This window comes from Methylobacterium longum, from assembly GCF_022179385.1.
Taxonomy (GTDB): domain Bacteria; phylum Pseudomonadota; class Alphaproteobacteria; order Rhizobiales; family Beijerinckiaceae; genus Methylobacterium; species Methylobacterium longum.
Map to the genome: position 1 here is coordinate 153,006 of NZ_BPQS01000005.1, position 22,000 is coordinate 175,005.

Sequence of the window (22,000 nt, forward strand, 5' to 3'; positions counted from 1 at the left end):
GCCCGCACGCCCCTCCGCCCGCCCAACGCCGCACAAGGATCGTCCCCATGTTCCGCTTCCCCAAACTCGACCCGTCCAAACTCGACCTCTCCGCGTTCGGGGTGCCGAAATTCGACCCCCGCGCCTTCGAGGCCGCGGCCGCGCGGACGTCCAAGGCCCGCGGGGCAGGGGACCGGGCGGCCCGGATGCAGGACGCGATGGCGCGGTTCCGCCGCGTCCAGGAGGCCGCCGCCGCGCAGTGGGCTGAGGCACGCCGCACCATGATCGACCGGCCCGACGCCGCCGGCCATCACGGGCCGACCCTCGACATGGAGGCGCCGACGGCGGCCGGCGGTGCCTGGACGGCGCCGGACCGGGCCGGTGGCTCGGAGCCGGGTCCGGACCTGTCGGCGATGATGCGCGCGCTGCGGGATCACCTGCCGAAGGCCCCTCCGGCAGGCCGCGGTCCCGCCGTCGACGTCCCGCCCGGCGCGCGGTTCGAGGAGCGCGTGTTCGCCGAGGCCGCCGGAAGCCGGCGCTACAAGGTCTACGTCCCGAGCGGCTACAGCGGTCAGGCCCTCCCGGTCGTCGTGATGCTGCACGGCTGCACCCAGAATCCCGACGATTTCGCCGCCGGGACCCGGATGAACGCGCTCGCCGAGGAACAGACCTTCCTGGTCGCCTATCCGGAGCAGCCGCAATCGGCGAATCTCCAGCGCTGCTGGAACTGGTTCACGGCGGGCGATCAGGTCCGCGAGGGCGGCGAGCCGGCGCTGATCGCCGGCATCGCGCGGGCGGTCGTGGCGGAATTCTCGGCCGATCCCGGTCTGGTCTACGCGGCCGGACTCTCGGCCGGCGGCGCGGCGGCGGCGATCCTGGCCGCCACCTATCCGGACCTGTTCGCCGCCGTCGGCGTCCATTCCGGGCTCGCCTGCGGAGCGGCCCGCGACATGCCGGGCGCCTTCGCGGCCATGAAGGGGCAGGGCGCGGCGCCGGGGCGCAACCGGCGGACGGTACCCACCATCGTGTTCCACGGTGACGGCGACCGGACCGTGCACCCCGTCAACGGCGATCAGGTGGCCGAGCAGGCTGCACCGGCCCCGGGCCTCGCCGAGGCCGTCACCCGCGGCACGAGCCCGGGCGGCACGGCCTACACCCGGACGGTCCGCAGCGACGCGTCAGGTCGACCACTGCTGGAGCAGTGGGTTCTGCACGGGACCGGCCACGCTTGGTCGGGCGGCAGCCCGGAGGGATCCTACACCGATCCCCGCGGCCCGGATGCCAGCCGCGAGATGATCCGGTTCTTCCTGGCACAGGCTCCGGCGCGCGGCGCCTGACCGCGGCGCGTCCGCCGGCGCGGCGGACGCGCCGCGCCGACACCCCGTCAGTCGGCGTCCGGCGCGTCGCCCTCGTCGTCCAGGCCGGCGGAGGCTGTCGGGTCCGGCGCCGTCAGGTCGGCACCCAGGGCCGGACTGGTCGTGACCGACGCGGGCATGCTCCGCGGAGCGGGCTCGGACGGGATCAGCGTCGCGGTGGCCGCGACGAGGCCGGCGAGCGAGCGCAGGTTCTGGGACTGGCGCGGATCGCGGGAGATCAGCGCGGCGTCCCGCTGGAGGCGGAGGTTGCAGGCCGGCGAGGGTAGGCCGCCCTCCGGCGTGCAGGCGTCGTGGCGGGCACAGGCCGCGTCGAGGGCGTCGATGGGCGGCAGCGGGGCGTTGTTGCCCGGTCCGCAATAGTTGCCGTGGATGAGCACCTTGGGCCCGCCGAACGCGGCCGGCTGAGCGTAGGATGGTGCGGCGAGGGCGGCGCACCCCGCGGCCAGGAGGAACGGGGCGGCAAGTCTCTGGAACATGATGGTGATCTCCGGCGAATTCGCCCCCTCAGGCGGTTCGCAGCGGCTACCGCAATGCGGCAACAGCGCGAAAAACGGTGGGTCGCCGCCGCAAGTTCCCGCGCCCCGCCCGCAGGGCTGACCTGCCGCACCACGCTGGCGGTCGCGACGATCCTGCGCCAGATTGGTCTCAGAGCGCCGGAGCCATCCATGACATCGCCGAAGACCGCCCGCCTGTTCGAGCCGCTGACCCTCGATGGTCTCACCCTCGAGAACCGCATCCTGATCGCGCCGATGTGCCAGTATTCGGCCCGGGACGGCGAGGCCACCGACTGGCACATGATGCATCTCGGCCAGCTCGCCATGTCGGGAGCCGGCCTGCTGACCCTGGAGGCCACCGCGGTCTCCCCGGAGGCGCGGATCACCGCCTGGGATCTCGGCCTCTACAACGACGGCTGCGAGCGGGCGCTCGGCCGCGTGCTCGATGCCGTGCGCGAGTACGCACCGGTGCCGATCTGCATCCAGATCGCCCATGCCGGCCGCAAGGCGTCGAGCGAGGCGCCCTGGGCGGGCGGGCACCAGATCCCGCCGGAGCAGGCCTACGGCTGGCGCACGGAGGCGCCCTCGGCGGTGGCGCACGGGGAGGGCGAGGTCCCGCCCCACGCCCTCGACGCCGCCGACCTGAAGCGCGTCCGCGACCAGTTCGTCGCCACCGCCAAGCGCGCCGTGCGCCTCGGGATCGAGGCCGTGGAGCTGCACGGCGCCCACGGCTACCTGCTCCACCAGTTCCTGTCGCCGATCGCCAACAAGCGGACCGATGCTTACGGGGGCAGCCTCGAGAACCGCATGCGCTTCCCGCTGGAGATCTACGACGCGGTGCGCGACGTCGTGCCGGCGGGCAGCCCCGTGTGGCTGCGCGTCTCGGCCACCGACTGGGTCGAGGACGGCTGGGACCTCGACGAGACCGTCGCGCTGGCCCAGGCCCTCAAGCGCGCGGGCTCGCCCGCGCTCCACGTCTCCACGGGCGGCGTCTCGCCCAAGCAGGCGATCACCCTGGGGCCCGGCTATCAGGTGCCCTACGCCGAGCGGATCAAGGCCGAGACCGGGCTGACCACCATCGCGGTCGGGCTGATCACGGAGGCGCAGCAGGCGGAGACGATCCTGCAGGAGGGCAAGGCCGACGCGATCTCCCTGGCCCGCGCGATGCTGTACGATCCGCGCTGGCCCTGGCACGCGGCGGCCGAACTCGGCGCCGCGGTCCGGGCACCCAAGCAGTACTGGCGCTCGCAGCCGCGCGAGTTCAAGGCGCTGTTCAAGGATACGGCGTTCGGCCAGCGGTGAGGGCTGGTTCGGGCGCGTGCGGGGTCCCCGTCCGACGGCGGCGTTCCATGCGCGCCCTCATCCTGACGCGGCGCAGGGCGGCGGACGCCGCCTTGGAGGCGGCTTCGCGCGCATCTCAGGATGAGGCCGGGATCCGGGGCCGGGCCGGCTGAAGCTCAGCGCGGCAGCACCCCGACGAGCGGCCCGAGCGGCCGGCTGATGTCCGAGCGCTTGAGACCCGGCGCGTAGAGGCTCGACACCGAGCCGTCGAGGAACAGGGCGTTGCGGCAGCCGAGATCGTCCCGGAACAGCCGCGCGAAGGCGCCGAAGGTCACCGGGCGCTCGGAGATCGCGAAGATCGCCACGTGCCCGTCCGCCGGCACGCCGACGCCGTTGCGGATCTTCTGGCTCGGCCCATCCGTCGAGATCTTCGGATGGATCTGGCCGTCGATCACCAGCATCGGGCCGGATTGCGTGGCGTAGTCCGGCCGGATTTTCGCCCGCAGGTAGCGGGCGGTGTCGAGCACCCCCGCCGTCTCGCCCTTCACCCAGAAGACGCCGTTGGGCTTGAGGTGGAAGTTGCCGGGCCCGTCGGCGGTCGAGGCGCGCTTCAATTCGCGGCCATCCTCGACGTAGAGGCCCACCGGCGCCTGGTCCTTGTCGTACATGCCGGCATTCATCGCGAAGCTCAGGCGCCCCCCCTGCGTCTCCGCGAGGGTCCCGAGGGAGCCGTAGGGCCGCCCGTCCGCCTGGAGCCAGAACAGCCGCAGCCGCTGCCGCCGCAGATCGACCGCGCAGACCGTGAAGGTCTCGCCCTGCGCCTCGACGGCCCGGCAGGTCTCCGGAGCGGCCGGCGCGGCGGCCGCGCGGCCCGGCAGGGGCGGCGCGAGGAGCGCGAGGAGCGCGAGGAGCGCGATCAACAGGGCGTGAACGGGACGCATCGTCATCACTCGTTTCGTGCTGCGCGGATCCGCCGGGAAGCGGTCGCCGTGCCGCGTCTCCCTCCGGAAAACGGCGATTTTCGTGTCCGAGGCCGTGCCGGGGCTTGCGGGCCGCGTCAGCGGCGGCGCGCCGCGGCGGCAGGCTGGACCGTTTTGGCCGCTGGCGCGTTTTCTATTCAAGAGGGCGGTATTCCACGGAGACGATGATGAAGGGTGCAGTGCTCGGCTCGGCCCTGCTGGCGGCGGGTGCCCTGGTTCTGGCGCCGGCCAGCGCGGACGCGCGCGGCTTCGGCGGCGGCGGCTTCCACGGCGGCGGTTTCCATGGGGGCGGCTTCGGCGGGTTCCGGGGCGGCGGCTTCGGCGGCTTCCGCGGCGGCGGGTTCGGCGGCGGCTTCCGCGGCGCCGGCTTCCGGCCCGGCGGCTTCGGTTACGGCCGCGGCTTCTACGGTCGCGGCTACGGCTACCGCGGCGGTTACGGTTACGGCCTCGGCGGCCTGGGCCTCGGCGTCGGCCTGGGTCTCGCGGCCGGCGGCCTCTACGGCGGCTACGGCTATCCAGGCTACGGTTACGGCTACGGCGGCGGCTACGCCCCCGTCGGCTACGGCTACGGCGCCGATTACGGCTACGGCGGCGGCTGCTACACGGTCCCGCGGGTGCGCTGGACCCCCTACGGCTACCGCCGCGTGTTGGTCGAGCGCTGCTACTGAGCCGCGACGGCGCAACGAAAAGATCGGGACAGGCCGCCTTCGGGCGGCCTTTTCCTTGCCTGCGTTCCCGCAGCGTCCGATAGCACTGTCTAGGACGCTGATACCGGTATCGAACGGCGGGAGACGGCTATGAGTACGGCAACCGGGCAGGGGACCCCTGGTGTGGAGGCGGTCGAGATCCGCGACGCCAGCCTCGCGGCGTTCTACCGCTCCATGACGCCGCCGGAGCGGCACACCTTCTGGGCCTGCGCCGCCGGCTGGTGCCTCGACGGCATGGACTTCATGATCTACCCGCTGGTGATCGGGACGATCATGGCCCTCTGGCACGTGGATTCCGGCACGGCCGGGCTCGCCGCCACGGTGACGCTGCTGGCCTCCGCGCTCGGCGGCTGGCTCGCGGGCTTCATCGCCGACCGCATCGGCCGGGTGCTGACCCTGCAGATCACCATCCTGTGGTTCTCAGTGTTCTCCCTGCTCTGCGCCTTCGTGCAGAATTTCGAGCAGCTCCTCGTCGCGCGGGCGATCCTGGGCCTCGGCTTCGGCGGCGAGTGGGCGGCCGGCGCCGTGCTGATCGGCGAGACCATCCGGGCGGAGTATCGCGGCCGGGCGGTCGGCTCCGTCCAGTCCGGCTGGGCGATCGGCTGGGGGCTCGCGGTCCTGTCGCAGGCGGTGCTGTTCTCGATCCTGCCGCCCGAGACGGCGTGGCGCTGGATGTTCGCGGTGGGCGCGCTCCCGGCCCTGCTGATCTTCTACCTGCGCCGCTACGTCGAGGAGCCGCAGGTCGCCGCCGAGACCCGGGCGCGCGCCGCCGCCACGGGCGACCGGCCGCAGATCTGGGAGATCTTCTCCGGGCCGATCCTGAAGACCACGCTGCTGGCCTCCCTGGCGGCGGCGGGCTGCCAGGGCGGCTACTACGCGATCACCACCTGGGTGCCCCGCTTCCTCACCACCGAGCGCCACCTGTCGATCGTCTCCTCGACCGGCTACCTCGCGGCGCTGATCGTCGGCTCGTTCGCCGGCTACCTCGTGGGCGCCTGGCTCGCCGATCGCCTCGGGCGGCGGCCGCTGTTCCTGATCTTCTCGCTGGGCGCCATCGCGGTGGTCATCGCCTACACGCAGATCCCGCTCTCGAACGGCGTGCTGTGGGTGCTGGGCTTCCCGCTCGGCTTCTTCGCCTCCGGCTATTTCTCCGGGATGGGCGCGTTCCTGACTGAACTGTACCCAACGCGCCTGCGCGGCTCGGGGCAGGGATTCTGCTACAATTTCGGCCGCGGCATCGGCGCCCTGTTCCCCGCCCTGGTCGGCTACCTCGCGGAGCGCGCCGGCCTCGCCTCGGCCATCGCGATCTTCGCGGCCCTCGCCTACGGGATCTTCTTCGTGGCGGCCTTCGCGCTGCCGGAGACCCGCGGCCGGGTCCTGCACGCGGACACCTGATCATGCCCGAGATCCGCGACTGCCCCGCCCCGGACCCACATCCGGGCGGCCCGACCCGCTACGCCGTACCGGCCGGCGCGGTCGACACCCACGCCCACGTGATCGGCCTGCCGCCCGACTACCCGCTGGTGCCGGACCGCAGCTACACGCCCCCGGCGGCCCCGGCCGAGCGCTATCTCGCGATGCTCGACGGGACCGGCATGGCCAACGGCGTGCTGGTCCAGGTCAGCGTCCACGGCACCGACAACCGGCTGATGGTGGAGACCTTGCGCGCCAACCGGCAGCGCCTGCGCGGCATCGCGGTGATCCCGCTGGGCCTGCCCGACGCGGAGCTCGCCGCCCTCAAGGAGGCCGGGGTGGTCGGCCTGCGCCTCAACGTGCTGTTCGGCGGCGGGGTCGGGCTGGATGCGGTCGAGGCCTACGGGGCGCTCGCCCGCGAGATGGGCTGGCACCTCCAGTTCCTGCTCGACGCCCGGGATCTGCCGCCCATCGCCGGCCGCCTCGCGCGGCTGCCGGTGCCGCTGGTCTTCGACCATATGGGCCACATGCCGACCTCCGCGGGCGTCGACCACCCGGGTTTCCAGGCGCTCCTCGGCCTCGTCGCCGACGGCAACTGGGTGAAGCTGTCCGGCGCCTTCCGGGACTCGGTGACCGGACCGCCTTACGCCGACACGATTCCCTTCGCCCGCGCCCTCAACGACGCCGCGCCCGAGCGCTGCCTCTGGGGCTCGGACTGGCCGCACGTGGCCGCCTGGGACGGGCCGCCCCGGACCACGATGCTCCTCGACCTGATGGCCGATTGGGTGCCGGACGCGGACCGGCGCAGGTTGGTCTTCGTCGACAACCCGCGGCGGCTCTACGGATTCGGGGCTGGTGCGTGAAGGCGTACGGGCATGGCGACTGATCGTCCCGACAGGTCGACGAAGTCGGGGATCGATCCCGCCGTCTTTCCGACGCTCTCACGGTGCTCTCGACATCGCAATTCAACTTGCATTTGATCGAGGCCGATTTCCAAGTGAAGCCGCCGCTGCCCCGATTTGGCGGCCGGGGCAGGCCGCAGAGCCGGAAGCGTCTCCTGCACTGCGGACGTGCCTCACCCGAACACGTGGCCGCCGTTGATCCGCAGGCCGACCGGGTGACCCGCGGCGTAGCGGACGCCATCGAAATTTTCCACGGCAAGCACCCGCCCCTCGGCGTCCACCACCTCGATCCGCTGGCGTCCCTGCGTCCGGTAGGAGCTGCGCACGGTGCCGGAGAGATGCGCGGCGTCCGGCTCGGCGAGCTGCAGCTGCCACGGCCGGACGTAGAGCTTGACCGGGCCGATCACCCCGGGCGGCGCCGCCACCGGTGTCTCCCGGCCGCGCACCCGCACCCGGCCGCCCTCGGCGATCGCCTCGACCTCGACGGAATCGCCCAGGAACTTCATCACCGTGGCGGAGGCCGGGTTCTCCTGCACCTCGTCGGGGGTGCCGACCTGCTCCAGCCGGCCCCGGTCGAGGACGGCGACGCGGTCCGACAGCTCCAGAGCCTCGTCCTGGTCGTGGGTCACGAAGATCGTGGTCTGCCCGGTGCGGTCGTGGATCTCCCGCAGCCAGCGGCGCAGGTCCTTGCGCACCTGGGCGTCGAGGGCGCCGAAGGGCTCGTCGAGCAGCAGCACCCGCGGCTCGACGGCGAGCGCCCGGGCGAGTGCCACCCGCTGGCGCTGGCCGCCCGAGAGCTGTGACGGGTAGCGGTCGCCGAAGCCCGAGAGGCGGATCAGGTCGAGCAGGTCGCCGACCCGGCGCTTGACCTCGGCCTTGGCCGGGCGGTCGGCCCGGCGACGCGCGCTCAGCCCGTACGCGATGTTGTCGGCCACGCTCATGTGCTTGAACAGGGCGTAGTGCTGGAACACGAAGCCCACCGCCCGCTCCTGGACGGGCAGGCCGGTGGCGTCGTCGCCGCCGAACAGGATGCGGCCCCGGTCCGGCGCGTCGAGCCCGGCGATGATCCGGAGCAGCGTCGTCTTGCCCGAGCCCGAGGGGCCGAGCAGTCCGATCAGCTCGCCCGCCCGCACGTCGAGGGAGAGATCGTGCAGCACCGCCGCCGTGTCGAAGGTCTTCGAGACGGCCTCGATCCGGATCGCCGTGGAGGGGCGGTCCAAGGGCCCGTCAGTGCGCCCGCCCGCCCGCGAGCTCGCCGGCGAAGCGCCATTCGAGGACGGACTTGAGGACGAGGGTGATGAGGGCAAGGGCAGCGAGGAGCGAAGCGACGGCGAATGCGGCGACGAAGTTGTACTCATTGTAGAGGATCTCCACGTGGAGTGGGATGGTGTTGGTCAGGCCGCGGATGTGGCCCGACACCACCGACACCGCGCCGAACTCGCCCATCGCCCGGGCATTGCAGAGGAGCACGCTGTAGAGCAGGCCCCAGCGGATGTTGGGCAGCGTCACCGTCCGGAACGCGTGCAGGCCCGAGGCGCCGAGCGTCAGCGCCGCCTCCTCCTCGGCGGTGCCCTGCTCCTGCATCAGCGGGATCAGTTCGCGGGCCACGAACGGGAAGGTCACGAACACCGTCGCCAGCACGATGCCCGGCAGGGCGAACAGGATCTGGACGCCGTGATCGATGAGCCAGCTGCCGAACAGGCCCTGGGACCCGAACAGCAGCACGTAGATCATCCCGGAAACCACGGGCGAGACCGAGAAGGGCAGGTCGATCAGGGTGATCAGCAGCGACTTGCCGGGGAACTCGAACTTGGCGATCGCCCAGGAGGCCGCGAGGCCGAACACCACGTTGAACGGCACCGCGATCGCCGCCACCGTCAGCGTCAGGCGGATCGCGCTCCAGGCGTCGGGCTCCCGGAAGGCGTCCAGGAACGCGGCGATCCCCTTCGAGAAAGCCTGGGTGAACACCGCGATCAGCGGCAGCACCAGGAACAGCGCCAGGAACGTCACCGCGATCCCGATCAGCACCGCGCGGGTGCCGGCGCCTTCTGAGGCGACCGGGGCTGGCTTGGCGGACGGCACGAAGGCGGGGGAGAAGATCTCAGACATAGCCGAACCGCCGCCGTGACCAGGCCTGGATGAGGTTGATGGCGAGCAGCGTCAGGAACGAGATCCCGAGCATGATCGTGGCGATGGCGGCCGCGCCGCCGTAGTCGAACTCGGAGAGCTTGATCACGATCAGAAGCGGCGCGATCTCCGACACGTAGGGCAGGTTGCCGGCGATGAAGATGATCGAGCCGTACTCGCCGACGCCCCGGGCGAAGGCGAGGGCGAAGCCCGTGAGCACGGCGGGGATCAGCGGCGGCAGCACCACCCTGGTGAGCGTGACGCGGCGCGTCGCCCCGAGGGTGGCGGAGGCCTCCTCGATCTCCCTGTCGATCTCGGCGATCAGCGGCTGCACGGTCCGCACCGCGAAGGGCAGACCGATGAACACCATGGCGATGAAGATGCCCACCGGCGTGTAGGCCGCCTGGATCCCGAGGCGCGCGAGCGGCGCACCCAGCAGCCCGTCCGGGGCGTAGAGCGAGGCCAGCGCGATGCCGGCGACCGCGGTGGGCAACGCGAAGGGCAGGTCGACGGCGGCGTCGACGAGCTTGCGGCCCGGGAAGCGGTAGCGCGTCAGCACCCAGGCCACGAGGAAGCCGAACACGGAGGCGACGAGGGCGGCGACCGCCGAGACGCCGAAGCTGATCCGCAGGGCGCTCGCCACCCGCGGATCGGTGGCGACCTCCCAGATCCCGGAGAGGCCGAGTCCCGAGGCCTTCACCACCAGCCCGGCCAGCGGCAGCAGGACGATCAGGCCGAGGCAGGTCAGCGTGTAGCCGAAGCTGATCCCGAAGCCCGGGATCACGCTCGGACGGCGGAAGGTTCGTCTGGGGCGCGGCGTCTCGACCATGATGTCCGCCTCAGCGGCCGGCCCGGCTCAGACGATCGAACAGCCCGCCGGCGTCGAAGTTCCGCTTCTGGATCTCGTCCCAGGAGCCCTGCAGGTCCTCGATCTTGAACAGCTTGATCTCGGGGAGCTGCGCGAGGTCGGCCTGGGCGGCCGCCTCCCGGCGGATCGGCCGGTAATGGTGCTTGGCGAAGATCGCCTGCGCGCGATCGGTGTAGAGGAAGTCGAGATAGGCCTGCGCGGCCTTCGTCGTCCCCTTGCGCTCGGCATTGACCGCCACGAGGGCCACCGGCGGCTCGGCGTAGATCGAGGTGGGCGGCGAGACGATGTCGAACTTGTCGGCGCCGAATTCCTGGAGCACGAGGTAGGCCTCGTTCTCCCAGGTGGGCAGCACGTCGCCGAGGCCGCGCTGCGCGAAGGTCACCGTCGAGCCGCGGGCGCCGGTGTCGAGCACCGGCACGTTCTTGTAGATCTGGCCCACGAAGGCGTCCGCCTTCTCGGCGTTCTTGTCCTGGTTGTAGGCGTAGCCCCAAGCGGCGAGGAAGTTCCAGCGCCCGCCGGCCGAGGTCTTCGGATTCGGGGTGATCACCTTGACGTCGGGCTTGACCAAGTCGGCCCAGTCCTTGACGCCCTTCGGGTTGCCTTTGCGGACGAGGAACACCACCGTCGACGTGTAGGGCGTCGCGGTGTTGGGCAGCTTGCTGCGCCAGTCCTCCGGGATCTTGCGGGTCAGCCTGGCGATGGCGTCGATGTCCGAGGGGATGCCGAGGGTGACCACGTCGGCATCGACGCCGTCGATCACCGTGCGCGCCTGCGCGCCCGAACCGCCATGCGACGCCCGCACCGTGATCGCCTCGCCAGTCTCGGTCTTCCACGCCTCCGCGAAGGCGGCGTTGATGTCGCGGTAGAGTTCCCGGGTCGGATCGTACGAGACGTTGAGGAGGGCGGTCTGCGCCGCCGCCGGCAGCGTGCCGGTCCACAGGCCGGTACCGGCCAGCAGGGACAGACCGATTGCCCGGGCCACTAGGGCCCGGCTCACAGCGTTCTTCATCACGTCCGATCCCCGTCCCTGGCGGCCGCCACGCAGGGGCAGACCGCCCCCATGACCGTGAAGATCGTTCTTTTTAACGAACAAAGTCAAGGCATGAACTCGCGGACGCCGGATCGTGCGCCGCGACCAAGATTGTCCGTCCCGATCAGAATGCAAGCCATTCCAGGGCGCTAGCTCGCGAGAAGACATGGATCTTCTCCCAGGCCGTTGCGCCATGGAAGAAATTCAGCCTCGCATCGGGTTTTATAGAACGAACGGTCTCATGTGCGCCGGCGCACGCGGTCTGACACGCCACGCGGCATCGCGAAGGCTTGGCGCCGGGGGTCGGCGGCAGCCGACCCGGGCGATGCGGGATGGCGCGGGCCGGGCGCCGCGACCACGCCACCGGAGGGCTGTGGGGCGGGGAGACGCGCTCGTCCGGCAGGACGGTGCCGTCCCGCCTGAACGTGCGGGTCCCGGCACCGGCGGCGATCTTGCGATCCGGGTACGTCTTCAGCACCCCGGAGGGACCGCCCCGAACCCGTTGGAGGCCGGCGCGCTGGATGTCGTGATCGATTGCGCGATGGACGTGGACGTCCGGCGGTCCCAGACCCGCCCCGGGCTCAGCGCTTCGCCTTGGCGAGCTGCGCGAGCAGCGCCTCGAGGCGCTGGGTCGGCGGTGCCTCCAGCGTATCCGCGAAGAGGACGCGCAGGTTCTGGCCGAGATGACGGCGGACCCCGGGCGTCAGGGGCGCGGCGTTCGTGTCCGCTCGGATATCGGCGGGTCGCTCCGGATTCGGCTTCGACATCGTCCGGGTTCTCCGCGCCTGCTGCCCGTCAGAATGCTCAAGCTTGGTTAAGGACCCGTGACCGGGGATGCCTCGCCGCCGCGGACCGGAACTGCCGCCGCGAGGGACACGTTGCCCGGCTGTTCCAACCCGCCGCCCGGAGTCTCGCCGTGTCCCGTCCCCTGTCCCTGTCCGTCCTGGCCCTGCTCGCGGCGACCGCGACCGGCTCGTCGGCGCTGGCGCAGACGAAGCCCGGCGAGATCAAGGGCATCGACGCCATGGGCGACAAGTCCCGCAGCGCCCAGGACGGCTGGAGCCAGGCGCCCGTGCCCCGGGAGCAATCGGCCGCCAAGGACGCGCCCGACCCGGGCGGCCACTCGATCAAGGAGAACGCCGACCGCCCGGTCCCGCCCGCCCAGCCCGGCGGCTCCACAGGTACGGAGCCGCAGGCTCCCCTGGAGCACCGCACGGCGAGCCCCTCGGGTATGAACCCCGCGGTTCCCAGCAAGTAGAAAAAGGCGTTCTCCCCCAGGATGATACCGGGGCGGTAAACGTGCCGAGCCGCGCCCGACACGGGGACTTGCTGTGTCACGCGACCACACTTGCCTGTGGCACGCTTTTTTGGGAGACCCTGGAACTATACCAAATCGCTTTATGGAGCGGAGATGACGGTCCAGGTCTCAAGGCGTGGCCTGCTCAAGGGGGCCGGCGCCGGCCTCGCGGGCGGCTCGCTCGGCGCGCTCGGGTTCGGCGGCCTCGAGCCCGCCATGGCCGCCGCAGTGCGGCCCTTCAAGCTCGCGCAGATGCGCGAGACCCGCAACACGTGCCCGTACTGCTCGGTGGCGTGCGGCGTGATCCTCTACAGCCTGGGCGACCGGTCGAAGAACGCGCGTTCCTCGGTGATGCACATCGAGGGCGATCCCGACCATCCGGTCAACCGCGGCACGCTCTGCCCGAAGGGCTCGGCGCTGCTCGACTTCGTGCATGCCGAGACCCGCACCAAGTACCCGCTCCACCGGGCCCCGGGCGCGACGGAATTCAAGCGCGTCTCGTGGGACTTCGCCCTCGACCGGATCTCGAAGCTCCTCAAGGAGGATCGCGACCGGAACTTCGTGGCCAAGAACGGCGACCTGACGGTCAACCGCTGGACCACGACGGGCTTCCTGGGTGCCTCGGCCACCACCAACGAGACGGCGTGGCTGACCTACAAGACAGTCCGAAGCATGGGGGCCCTGGTCTTCGACAATCAGGCCAGGGTTTGACACGGTCCGTCGGTCGCCAGTTTGGCGCCCTCCTTCGGACGCGGTGCGATGACCAACCTCTGGATGGACATCAAGCACGCGGACGTGATCACCGTGATGGGCGGCAATGCCGCCGAGGCGCACCCCTGCGGCTTCAAGTGGGTCGTCGAGGCGAAGGCCCATAACAACGCCAAGTTGATCGTCGTCGATCCGCGCTTCACCCGCACGGCGTCGGTGGCCGACCTCTACTGCCCGATCCGGCAGGGCTCGGACATCGCGTTCCTGTCGGGCGTGGCCAAGTACCTGCTCGACAACGACAAGCTGCAGCACCGCTACGTCTCCGCCTACACCAACGCCGGGTACGTGGTCCGCGAGGGCTACGACTTCAGCGAGGGGCTGTTCACGGGCTACGACGCGGACAAGCGCGACTACGACAAGACCACCTGGGACTACGAGATCGGCCCCGACGGCTACGCGGTGGTCGACGAGACGATGCAGCACCCCCGCTGCGTCATGCAGCTCCTCAAGAAGCATCTGGCGATCTACACGCCCGAGATGGTCGAGAGGATCTGCGGCTCGCCCAAGGAGACCTTTCTGAAGGTCTGCGAGCTGATGGCGACCACGGCGTCCCCCGAGAAGTCGATGGCCTCCCTCTATGCCCTCGGCTGGACGCACCATTCCAAGGGCTCGCAGAACATCCGCTCGATGTGCATCGTGCAGACGCTGCTGGGCAATATCGGCGTGCTCGGCGGCGGCATGCAGGCCCTGCGCGGCCACTCCAACATCCAGGGGCTGACCGATATCGGGCTGATGAGCAATCTCATCCCCGGCTATCTGAACATCCCGGTGGAGAAGGAGCCCGACTACGCGAGCTACATCGCCAAGCGGCAGTTCAAGCCGCTGCGTCCCGGGCAGACGAGCTACTGGCAGAACTACAACAAGTTCTTCGTCTCGTTCCAGAAGGCGATGTGGGGCGACAAGGCCACCAAGGAGACCGACTGGGCCTACGACTACCTGCCCAAGCTCGACGTGCCGACCTACGACGTGCTGCGCGGGTTCGAGCTCGCCAAGCAGGGCAAGATGACCGGCTACGTCATCCAGGGCTTCAACCCCCTGCTGTCGTTCCCGAACCGGGCCAAGATGACGGAAGCCTTCTCCAAGATGAAGTTCATCGTGGTGATGGATCCGCTCAAGACCGAGACGGCCCGGTTCTGGGAAAACCACGGCGAGTACAACGACGTCGATCCGACCCAGATCCAGACCGAGGTGTTCGAGCTGCCGACCACCCTGTTCGTGGAGGAGGAAGGCTCGCTCTCGAACTCCAGCCGCTGGCTGCAGTGGCACTGGCAGGCGCAGGAAGCGCCGGGCGAGTGCCGCTCGGACATCGAGATCATGTCGGAAATCTTCCTCCGCGTGAAGGCGGCCTACAAGAAGGACGGCGGAGCCTTCCCGGACCCGATCGTCAATCTGAAGTGGGATTACGCGATGGCGGAGTCGCCGACGCCGACGGAGCTCGCCCGCGAGCTCAACGGCTACACGGTGGCGCCGACGCCGGACCTCAACGGGACCATCATCCCGGCGGGCAAGCAGGTCGACGGCTTCGCCCAGCTCAAGGACGACGGGACGACCGCCTGTGCGTGCTGGATCTACTCGGGCTGCTACACCGAGAAGGGCAACACCATGGCCCGCCGGGACAATACCGATCCCGGCGACCGCGGCATCGCGCCGAACTGGGCCTTCGCGTGGCCGGCCAACCGCCGCGTGCTCTACAACCGCGCCTCGTGCGACCCCGAGGGGCGTCCGTGGTCGGAGAAGAAGAAGCTCATCGAGTGGAACGGCAAGCAGTGGATCGGCTTCGACGTGCCGGATTACGGCGTGACGGTCGCCCCCGATAAGGGCGTCGGGCCGTTCATCCTGAACCAGGAGGGCGTCGCCCGCCTGTGGACCCGGGGCCTCATGCGCGACGGGCCGTTCCCGACGCACTACGAGCCGTTCGAGTCCCCGGTGGCCAACCTCGCCTTCCCGAAGATCAAGGGCGCGCCCGCGTCCCGCATCTTCAAGGACGATCTGGCCGATCTCGGCGACGCGAAGGACTTCCCCTACGCGGCGACGAGCTACCGCCTGACCGAGCACTTCCACGGCTGGACCAAGCACGCCCGGATCAACGCGATCCTCCAGCCGGAGGCCTTCGTGGAGATCTCGGAGGAGCTCGCCAAGGAGAAGGGCATCACCAAGGGCTCATGGGTCCGCGTCTGGTCGAAGCGCGGATCCCTGAAGGCCAAGGCGGTGGTGACGAAGCGCATCAAGCCGCTGATCTGCGACGGCAAGCCCGTCCACGTCGTCGGCATCCCGCAGCACTGGGGCTTCATGGGCCTGACCAAGAAAGGATGGCACCCGAACTCGCTCACGCCGGTCGTGGGCGACGCCAACACCGAGACGCCGGAGTTCAAGGCCTGGCTCGTGAACATCGAGCCGACCACGCCTCCGTCGGACGCGGTCGCGTAAGGGGGACGCTGAAACATGGCCGACTACAGCTCCCTCGACATCCGCCAGCGCTCCGCCTCCACGGAGACGCCGCCGGAGATCCGCCGCCAGGTGGAGGTCGCCAAGCTCATCGACGTGTCGAAGTGCATCGGCTGCAAGGCCTGCCAGTCGGCCTGCGAGGAGTGGAACGACCTGCGCGACGACATCGGCATCAATCGCGGTGTCTACGACAATCCCCACGACCTCACGCCGAAGTCGTGGACCCTGATGCGGTTCACCGAGTACGAGAACCCGGAGACCAACAACCTCGAATGGCTGATCCGCAAGGACGGCTGCATGCACTGCACCGAGCCGGGCTGCCTGAAGGCCTGCCCGTCGCCCGGCGCCATCGTGCAGTACTCCAACGGCATCGTCGACTTCATCGAGGAGAACTGCATCGGCTGCGGCTATTGCGTGAAGGGCTGCCCCTTCAACATCCCGCGCATCAGCCAGACCGACCACAAGGCGTACAAGTGCACCCTGTGCTCGGACCGGGTGGCGGTGGGGCAGGCTCCGGCCTGCGCCAAGGCCTGCCCGACCGGCTCGATCATGTTCGGCACCAAGCAGGCCATGCTCGACCAGGCCCACGACCGCGTGGACGAATTGAAGTCGCGCGGCTTCGACAAGGCCGGCCTCTACGATCCGGCGGGCGTCGGCGGCACGCACGTCATGTACGTGCTGCACCACGCGGACCAGCCGAGCCTCTATGCGGGCCTGCCGAACGACCCGAAGATCTCGCCGCTGGTGGCCTTCTGGAAGGGCGGCGCCAAGGTGTTCGGTCTCGCCGCGATGGGCTTCGCCGCGGTGGCGGGCTTCTTTCACTATGTGACGGCCGGCCCCAACGAGGTCGTGCCCGAGGAAGAGGAAGAGGCGGTCGAGTACGACGAGGCCAAGCGCCGCGAGTCCGGCGGCGAGGCGCGGCCGCACTGAGGGGGATCCCGGGCCGGCAGGCCGGCCCGGGCGACGCCGCGTACGCCCTCCTCCCTCAGGGGAGGGTGGCTCCCGGACGGGGCGTGAGGCGGGAGCGACGGGACAGGCGACGCTGTGCCCGCCACGCCCGCTCCGCCGCTTTCTGAGGCCGGGACAGACCTCCGGATCCCTGCTGGCGCAGGGGCCTCACTCTCCCATAGGGCGAGGGAGAGCCGCGCGGATCCGGAACCGACAGGGTGGAGCCATCGAGGCCACGCCGCCCTACCGTAAGTTTCAAGGCCGATCCGCGCCGCGGCGTCGGCCCCGTCAGGCGAGTGAAGGCCGATGACGAGCCAGAACGATATCCGGGACGGCGATACCCGCCCCCTCCACCACGCCAAATCCGAGGCGCCGGAGGTGCTGTACGTCCCGCGCTACACGGGCGTGCAGCGCGTGAACCACTGGATCACCGCGATCCTGTTCACCCTGCTGACCCTCTCGGGTCTCGCGATGTTCACGCCCTACCTGTTCTCGCTCACCGGCCTGTTCGGCGGCGGGCAGGCGACCCGGGCGGTCCACCCGTGGTTCGGCGTGGCGCTCGCCGTCAGCTTCTTCTTCCTGTTCGTGCGCTTCTGGAAGCTCAACATCCCCAACAAGGACGATCTCGAGTGGTCGATGAAGATCGGCGACGTGGTCACCAACCGCGAGGACCGGCTGCCGGAACTCGGCAAGTACAATGCCGGCCAGAAGGGCGTGTTCTGGGGCCAGACCGCGCTGATCGGCGTGATGTTCGTCACCGGCCTCGTGATCTGGAACACCTATTTCGGCGGGCTGACCTCCATCGAGACCCAGCGCTGGGCGCTGCTCGCCCACTCGCTGGCCGCCGTGATCGCCATCGCCATCATCGTGGTGCACATCTACGCGGGCATCTGGGTGCGCGGCACCGGCCGGGCGATGGTGCGCGGCACGGTCACGGGCGGCTGGGCCTACCGGCATCACCGCAAGTGGTTCCGGCAGATCGCCGGCGGCAAGGCCCGCCATGGCTCTGTGGACAAGCGCGGATCCTGAGGACGTGGCTGGTTTCTTCAAGCGCAGGCCCGCGCAGGGCACGCCGGCCCCTCAGGCCGAGCCCAAGCCCCGCCGTCGGGATTTTAACGAGCTGAAGCCGGATCCCGACAAGATCGGCATCTCGGGCTCGGTGCCGTTCGTGCGCCTGCCCGACCCGACAACGCTGTTCGCCGACCGGGCCGCGCGCCTGTCGGAGGCCGCGCCCGGGCATCCGCTGGAGGCCTACCTGCGCTTCGTCGCCGAAGTCGCCCGCGCCCAGGCCCAGGTGCAGGCGGCGACCCGGGCGACGGGTCAGCCCGCCGCGCTCCCGGACGCCGCCGATCTGGCGCTTCGCAGCGAGCACGGCATGCCGCCCCTGTCGCGGCACAGCCTGGAGGCGGACCGGGGCTTCGACGCCTGCCTGCTGGCGCTCCTCGATGCCCTCGACCTCGCCACGGCGCCCGAGGCCTCGGCCGCGGCGCGCGCGAGCCTGCGGGCGGCGTCCCAGGAGGATCGCCGCGACCTCGCCCTCCAGGTCTTCGAGGGCGCGCTGCCGGTCGACCGGATCGCCGAATGCGTGTTCGTGTCGGCGGCCCTGCAGATCCGCCTCGCCGAGCAGGCCGCGCGCCTGGACACGAAGGTCCTGAAGCCGGTGGCGGACGGCGTCTGCCCGTGCTGCGGCGGCGCGCCGGTGGCGAGCGTCGTGGTGGCGTGGACCCCGGCCGACAAGGCCCGGTATCTCAGCTGCTCGCTCTGCGGCACGTACTGGAACCACGTCCGCATCCGCTGCACCGCCTGCGGCTCCGGCGAAGGCATCAGCTACTACGGCCTCGACGAGATCTCGAAGGACGTCCAAGTGGAGACCTGCACGACCTGCCACAGCTACATCAAGCACCTGCACCAGCACCGGGCTCCGGGCCTCGACCCCGTGGCGGACGACATCGCCACCTACGGGCTCGATCTGAAGATCGCCGAGGAAGGCTTCCGGCGGGCCGGGCTGAACCTGCTGTTCGTGATCTAGCGCCACCGCGGTCCGCCCGGCCGCGGCGCCGGGCGGCCACGCATTCGGCCCGCGTCCCGATCCCGGCGGGGCGGGCGGCATGCCCCCGCGGGATCGGCCGGCCTGCGCCCCTCAGAAGCTCGGCGGCGTGCAGGCGCTCACCACCTCGCAGGGGTTGGGGCCGACGCAGCGGAAGCGGTGCGGGCGACGGCTGTCGAAGCTGTAGGCGTCGCCGGGGCCCAGGATCCGGCGCTCCGCATCCACGGTGACCTCCAGGCGGCCGGAGAGCACGATGCCGCCCTCCTCGCCCTCGTGCGAGAGCGGCACCCGGCCGGTATCGGCGCCGGGCTCGTAGCGCTCCTTGAGGATCTGGAGCTTGCGCCCGAACAGGCTGTCGCCGACCTGACGGTACGAGATCGCCCCCTTGGCGGCCCGCCGGCCGATCTCGGTCAGGTCCTCGGCGGCGAAGAACGCCTTGCGCTCCGGCTCGGGCTCCAGGGCGAAGAACTCGGCCATGCCGATCGGCACCCCGTCGAGGATCCGCTTGAGCGCCCCCACCGACGGGTTCACCCGGTTGCCCTCGATCAGCGAGATCGCCGAGTTGGTCACGCCGGCGCGCTTGGCGAGCGTCCGCTGGGACAGGCCGTGGCGGGCGCGCACGAAGCGCAGGCGCGCCCCGACATCGATGCTCATCCGGACCGGACCCGTTTCAGCTGTTGCGGATCCCGCAACGGTGCCACCCGCGGCCCCATTCCTGCAAGGGGTTGGCGGCGATCAGAAAAGGACTTGTTGCCCGATCCGCGAAGGTGTCCCCTGATCGTGTCGCCCGATCCGCGCCGCCCGCCCCGGAGAGCCGCCCCATGACCGACCATCCGCTCCGCAACACGCCCGCGATGGACGCCTTCTGGATGCCGTTCACGGCCAACCGCCAGTTCAAGGCGGCGCCGCGCATGCTCGTGTCGGCGGAGGGCATGCACTACACCGCCGATGACGGCCGCACGGTCCTCGACGGCACGGCGGGCCTCTGGTGCGTCAATGCCGGGCACGGGCGCCGGGGGATCGGGGCGGCGGTGGAGCGCCAGCTCGCGACCCTCGACTTCGCCCCCACCTTCCAGATGGGCCACCCCATCGCCTTCGAATTCGCCGAGCGCCTCGCCGAGATCGCGCCGGGCGGCCCGGACCAGCGCCTCGACCGGGTGTTCTTCACGAATTCCGGCTCGGAATCGGTCGACACCGCCCTCAAGATCGCGCTCGCCTACCAGCGGGCGATCGGGCAGGGGACCCGCACCCGGCTGATCGGCCGGGAGCGCGGCTATCACGGCGTCGGCTTCGGCGGGCTCTCGGTCGGCGGCATCGTGTCGAACCGGCGGGTCTTCCCGCAGCTCAACGGCACCGACCACCTGCGCCACACCCACGATCCGGCCCGCAACGCCTTCGTGAAGGGCCAGCCCGAGCACGGGATGGAGCTCGCCGAGGACCTGGAGCGGCTGGTGGCGCTCCACGGGGCCGAGACCATCGCGGCCTGCATCGTCGAGCCGGTGGCGGGCTCGACCGGCGTGCTGATCCCGCCGAAGGGCTACCTCGAGCGCCTGCGCGAGATCTGCACGCGGCACGGCATCCTGCTGATCTTCGACGAGGTCATTTCCGGTTTCGGCCGCCTGGGTGCGCCGTTCGCGACCGACTTTTTCGGCGTCGTCCCCGACCTCGTGACCAGCGCCAAGGGCCTGACCAACGGCACGGTGCCGATGGGCGCGGTCTTCGCGAGCCGCGCGGTCCACGACGGGCTGATGCACGGCCCGGACGGGATCGAGCTGTTCCACGGCTACACCTATTCCGGGCACCCGGTCGCCTGCGCGGCCGGCCTCGCGACGCTGGACATCTACCGGGACGAGGGGCTGCTGACCCGCGTCACCGACATCGCCGACGACTGGGCGGCAGCGATGCACGACCTGCGCGGGCGCAAGAACGTCATCGACATCCGCACCATCGGGCTGATCGCCGGCATCGAGCTGGCGCCGCGGCCGGACGCGCCGGGCAAGCGCGCCTACGACGTGTTCGTGGACTGCTTCGAGCGCGGCCTGCTCACGCGGGTGACCGGCGACATCGTCGCCCTGTCACCGCCGCTGATCATCGAGCGCGGCCAGATCGGCGAGATCGTGGACGTCCTCGGCGCGGCGATCGACCGGGTCGCCTGAGCCCCACGCAGGCAAGCCCGGCGCCGCGCGCCCTTGCGGCGGGCGCCCGCCCGCCGCATCTCCCCGGACCCGGCCTCGGGCCGGATCTCGGGGGCGAGGATTTGCAGCGAGGCTTTCCATGTCGAACACCGCCCTGATCGTCGGCGCCAGCGGGATCGTCGGCAGCGCCACCGCGGCGCTGCTCACCCAGGAGGGCTGGCGGGTCGCGGGCCTCGCGCGGCATCCGGTGGCCCAGGCGGGCGTCGAGCCGGTGGTCGGCGACCTGCAGGATCCGGCCTCCCTGGAGCGGGCGCTGGCCGACCTGGCCCCGTCGCACGTGTTCCTCGCGACCTGGCAGCGGCGCCCCACGGAAGCCGAGATGATCCGCGTCAACCGGGCCATGATCGAGAACGTCCTCGATGCCCTGCGCCCGAAGGGCAGCGTCCGCCACGTCGCCCTGGTGACCGGGCTGAAGCACTATCTCGGGCCGTTCGAGGCCTACGGCAAAGGCACCCTGCCGCAGACGCCGTTCCGCGAGGACCAAGGTCGGCTCGACATCGAGAATTTCTACTACGCCCAGGAGGACGCGGTCTTCGCGGCCGCCGGGCGCGACGGCTTCAGTTGGAGCGTCCATCGCCCCCACACGATCATCGGCAAGGCGGTCGGCAACGCCATGAACATGGGCACGACGCTCGCCTGCTACGCCACCCTGTGCCGGGAGACGGGGCGTCCGTTCGTCTTCCCGGGCTCGGCCGCGCAGTGGAACGGGCTCACCGACATGACCGACGCGCGGCTGCTCGCCCGCCAGCTGCTCTGGGCGTCGACGGAGCCGAAGGCCGCCGACGAGGCGTTCAACGTCGTGAACGGCGACGTCTTCCGCTGGAGCTGGATGTGGGGCCGGATCGCCGACTGGTTCGGGATCGAGGCGGTGCCGTTCGACGGCACGCACCGGCCGCTCGAGCCGCGGATGGCCCAGGACGGGCCGGCTTGGACCGAGATCGCGCAACGGTACGGCCTCGCCGAGCCGAACCTCGAGAAGCTGGCCTCCGCCTGGCACACGGATGCCGATCTCGGCCGGCCGATCGAGGTCGTCACCGACATGAGCAAGAGCCGGCGCCTCGGCTTCACCGCCTACCAGCCCACCGACGACGCCTTCTACGACCTGTTCGGCCAGCTCCGCGCGGACCGGCTCATCCCCTGATC

Annotated in this window: 20 protein-coding genes; 12 read left to right on the plus strand and 8 right to left on the minus strand. The window is 70.8% G+C overall.

Features of this window, described 5'->3' with window-relative positions:
* The first annotated feature begins 47 nt into the window (after positions 1-47).
* The gene (locus tag MFF58_RS06700) at positions 48-1,316 is read left to right on the plus strand and encodes an extracellular catalytic domain type 1 short-chain-length polyhydroxyalkanoate depolymerase (protein WP_238286182.1); all 1,269 of its coding nucleotides are present in this window, start codon (positions 48-50) and stop codon (positions 1,314-1,316) included.
* A 47-nt stretch (positions 1,317-1,363) separates the two neighbouring features.
* Here MFF58_RS06700 and MFF58_RS06705 read toward each other — a convergent pair whose 3' ends face one another.
* Entirely contained in the window at positions 1,364-1,831 is a 468-nt protein-coding gene (locus MFF58_RS06705) for a phospholipase A2 family protein (protein ID WP_238286183.1), read from the minus strand.
* 189 nt (positions 1,832-2,020) lie between these two features.
* Here MFF58_RS06705 and MFF58_RS06710 point away from each other — a divergent pair, with 189 nt between their 5' ends.
* A complete protein-coding gene (locus MFF58_RS06710) occupies positions 2,021-3,151 on the plus strand; it encodes an NADH:flavin oxidoreductase/NADH oxidase (RefSeq protein WP_238286184.1) in 1,131 nt (376 codons plus the stop codon).
* 155 nt (positions 3,152-3,306) lie between these two features.
* On the opposite strand, the gene MFF58_RS06715 is transcribed toward MFF58_RS06710, so the two are convergent.
* A complete protein-coding gene (locus tag MFF58_RS06715) occupies positions 3,307-4,077 on the minus strand; it encodes a phosphodiester glycosidase family protein (RefSeq protein ID WP_238286185.1) in 771 nt (256 codons plus the stop codon).
* 200 nt (positions 4,078-4,277) lie between these two features.
* On the opposite strand from MFF58_RS06715, the gene MFF58_RS06720 reads away from it, so the two are divergent.
* The 3 genes from MFF58_RS06720 (at position 4,278) to MFF58_RS06730 (ending at position 7,093) form a co-directional block, all read left to right on the plus strand.
* Positions 4,278-4,778 carry a hypothetical protein gene (locus tag MFF58_RS06720; RefSeq protein WP_238286292.1) on the plus strand — a complete coding sequence of 167 codons (501 nt, stop codon included), beginning with the start codon at positions 4,278-4,280 and terminating at the stop codon, positions 4,776-4,778.
* A gap of 129 nt (positions 4,779-4,907) precedes the next feature.
* Positions 4,908-6,212: an MFS transporter gene (locus MFF58_RS06725; protein WP_238286186.1), complete on the plus strand. Its 1,305-nt coding sequence runs from the start codon at positions 4,908-4,910 to the stop codon at positions 6,210-6,212.
* Positions 6,213-6,214: 2 nt separating this feature from the next.
* Entirely contained in the window at positions 6,215-7,093 is an 879-nt protein-coding gene (locus MFF58_RS06730) for an amidohydrolase family protein (protein WP_238286188.1), read from the plus strand.
* Between the two features lie 212 nt (positions 7,094-7,305).
* Here MFF58_RS06730 and MFF58_RS06735 read toward each other — a convergent pair whose 3' ends face one another.
* The 5 genes from MFF58_RS06735 to MFF58_RS06755 form a co-directional block, all read right to left on the minus strand.
* The gene (locus tag MFF58_RS06735; RefSeq protein WP_279603312.1) at positions 7,306-8,352 is read right to left on the minus strand and encodes a sulfate/molybdate ABC transporter ATP-binding protein; all 1,047 of its coding nucleotides are present in this window, start codon (positions 8,350-8,352) and stop codon (positions 7,306-7,308) included.
* 7 nt (positions 8,353-8,359) lie between these two features.
* A complete protein-coding gene (gene cysW / locus MFF58_RS06740) occupies positions 8,360-9,241 on the minus strand; it encodes a sulfate ABC transporter permease subunit CysW (RefSeq protein ID WP_238286189.1) in 882 nt (293 codons plus the stop codon).
* On the minus strand, positions 9,234-10,088 hold the full coding sequence (cysT, locus tag MFF58_RS06745; protein WP_238286190.1) for a sulfate ABC transporter permease subunit CysT: 855 nt from the start codon (positions 10,086-10,088) through the stop codon (positions 9,234-9,236). The genes cysW and cysT overlap by 8 nt, the downstream gene beginning before the upstream one ends.
* A 10-nt stretch (positions 10,089-10,098) precedes the next feature.
* Entirely contained in the window at positions 10,099-11,136 is a 1,038-nt protein-coding gene (locus tag MFF58_RS06750; RefSeq protein ID WP_238286191.1) for a sulfate ABC transporter substrate-binding protein, read from the minus strand.
* Positions 11,137-11,738: 602 nt separating this feature from the next.
* Positions 11,739-11,924 (minus strand): hypothetical protein, encoded by a 186-nt coding sequence (locus MFF58_RS06755; RefSeq protein WP_238286192.1) that lies wholly within the window; start codon positions 11,922-11,924, stop codon positions 11,739-11,741.
* Positions 11,925-12,073: 149 nt separating this feature from the next.
* Between MFF58_RS06755 and MFF58_RS06760 the strand changes: the two genes are divergently transcribed.
* From MFF58_RS06760 to fdhE, 5 genes are all read left to right on the plus strand, one after another.
* Entirely contained in the window at positions 12,074-12,415 is a 342-nt protein-coding gene (locus MFF58_RS06760) for a hypothetical protein (RefSeq protein WP_238286193.1), read from the plus strand.
* Between the two features lie 153 nt (positions 12,416-12,568).
* Positions 12,569-15,649 (plus strand): formate dehydrogenase-N subunit alpha, encoded by a 3,081-nt coding sequence (gene fdnG / locus MFF58_RS06765; RefSeq protein ID WP_238286194.1) that lies wholly within the window; start codon positions 12,569-12,571, stop codon positions 15,647-15,649.
* A gap of 15 nt (positions 15,650-15,664) precedes the next feature.
* Entirely contained in the window at positions 15,665-16,597 is a 933-nt protein-coding gene (gene fdxH, locus MFF58_RS06770; RefSeq protein ID WP_238286196.1) for a formate dehydrogenase subunit beta, read from the plus strand.
* Positions 16,598-16,921: 324 nt separating this feature from the next.
* Entirely contained in the window at positions 16,922-17,644 is a 723-nt protein-coding gene (locus tag MFF58_RS06775; RefSeq protein WP_238286197.1) for a formate dehydrogenase subunit gamma, read from the plus strand.
* Positions 17,645-17,648: 4 nt separating this feature from the next.
* Positions 17,649-18,644 carry a formate dehydrogenase accessory protein FdhE gene (fdhE, locus tag MFF58_RS06780; RefSeq protein ID WP_238286198.1) on the plus strand — a complete coding sequence of 332 codons (996 nt, stop codon included), beginning with the start codon at positions 17,649-17,651 and terminating at the stop codon, positions 18,642-18,644.
* A 111-nt stretch (positions 18,645-18,755) separates the two neighbouring features.
* Here fdhE and MFF58_RS06785 read toward each other — a convergent pair whose 3' ends face one another.
* The gene (locus MFF58_RS06785; RefSeq protein ID WP_238286199.1) at positions 18,756-19,316 is read right to left on the minus strand and encodes a cupin domain-containing protein; all 561 of its coding nucleotides are present in this window, start codon (positions 19,314-19,316) and stop codon (positions 18,756-18,758) included.
* Between the two features lie 167 nt (positions 19,317-19,483).
* On the opposite strand from MFF58_RS06785, the gene aptA reads away from it, so the two are divergent.
* Both aptA and MFF58_RS06795 read left to right on the plus strand, forming a co-directional pair.
* Positions 19,484-20,818 carry an omega-aminotransferase AptA gene (gene aptA, locus MFF58_RS06790; RefSeq protein WP_238286200.1) on the plus strand — a complete coding sequence of 445 codons (1,335 nt, stop codon included), beginning with the start codon at positions 19,484-19,486 and terminating at the stop codon, positions 20,816-20,818.
* 118 nt (positions 20,819-20,936) lie between these two features.
* Positions 20,937-21,998: an SDR family oxidoreductase gene (locus MFF58_RS06795; RefSeq protein WP_238286201.1), complete on the plus strand. Its 1,062-nt coding sequence runs from the start codon at positions 20,937-20,939 to the stop codon at positions 21,996-21,998.
* Positions 21,999-22,000: the final 2 nt, after the last annotated feature.

Excerpts from the sequence above, each read along its gene's own strand:
- MFF58_RS06700 (WP_238286182.1), top strand. The coding sequence starts at position 48 with ATGTTCCGCTTCCCCAAACTCGACCCGTCCAAACTCGACCTCTCCGCG.
- MFF58_RS06705 (WP_238286183.1), bottom strand. The coding sequence starts at position 1,831 with ATGTTCCAGAGACTTGCCGCCCCGTTCCTCCTGGCCGCGGGGTGCGCC.
- MFF58_RS06710 (WP_238286184.1), top strand. The coding sequence starts at position 2,021 with ATGACATCGCCGAAGACCGCCCGCCTGTTCGAGCCGCTGACCCTCGAT.
- MFF58_RS06715 (WP_238286185.1), bottom strand. The coding sequence starts at position 4,077 with ATGACGATGCGTCCCGTTCACGCCCTGTTGATCGCGCTCCTCGCGCTC.
- MFF58_RS06720 (WP_238286292.1), top strand. The coding sequence starts at position 4,278 with ATGAAGGGTGCAGTGCTCGGCTCGGCCCTGCTGGCGGCGGGTGCCCTG.
- MFF58_RS06725 (WP_238286186.1), top strand. The coding sequence starts at position 4,908 with ATGAGTACGGCAACCGGGCAGGGGACCCCTGGTGTGGAGGCGGTCGAG.
- MFF58_RS06730 (WP_238286188.1), top strand. The coding sequence starts at position 6,215 with ATGCCCGAGATCCGCGACTGCCCCGCCCCGGACCCACATCCGGGCGGC.
- cysW (WP_238286189.1), bottom strand. The coding sequence starts at position 9,241 with ATGTCTGAGATCTTCTCCCCCGCCTTCGTGCCGTCCGCCAAGCCAGCC.
- cysT (WP_238286190.1), bottom strand. The coding sequence starts at position 10,088 with ATGGTCGAGACGCCGCGCCCCAGACGAACCTTCCGCCGTCCGAGCGTG.
- MFF58_RS06750 (WP_238286191.1), bottom strand. The coding sequence starts at position 11,136 with ATGAAGAACGCTGTGAGCCGGGCCCTAGTGGCCCGGGCAATCGGTCTG.
- MFF58_RS06755 (WP_238286192.1), bottom strand. The coding sequence starts at position 11,924 with ATGTCGAAGCCGAATCCGGAGCGACCCGCCGATATCCGAGCGGACACG.
- fdxH (WP_238286196.1), top strand. The coding sequence starts at position 15,665 with ATGGCCGACTACAGCTCCCTCGACATCCGCCAGCGCTCCGCCTCCACG.
- MFF58_RS06775 (WP_238286197.1), top strand. The coding sequence starts at position 16,922 with ATGACGAGCCAGAACGATATCCGGGACGGCGATACCCGCCCCCTCCAC.
- MFF58_RS06785 (WP_238286199.1), bottom strand. The coding sequence starts at position 19,316 with ATGAGCATCGATGTCGGGGCGCGCCTGCGCTTCGTGCGCGCCCGCCAC.
- aptA (WP_238286200.1), top strand. The coding sequence starts at position 19,484 with ATGACCGACCATCCGCTCCGCAACACGCCCGCGATGGACGCCTTCTGG.
- MFF58_RS06795 (WP_238286201.1), top strand. The coding sequence starts at position 20,937 with ATGTCGAACACCGCCCTGATCGTCGGCGCCAGCGGGATCGTCGGCAGC.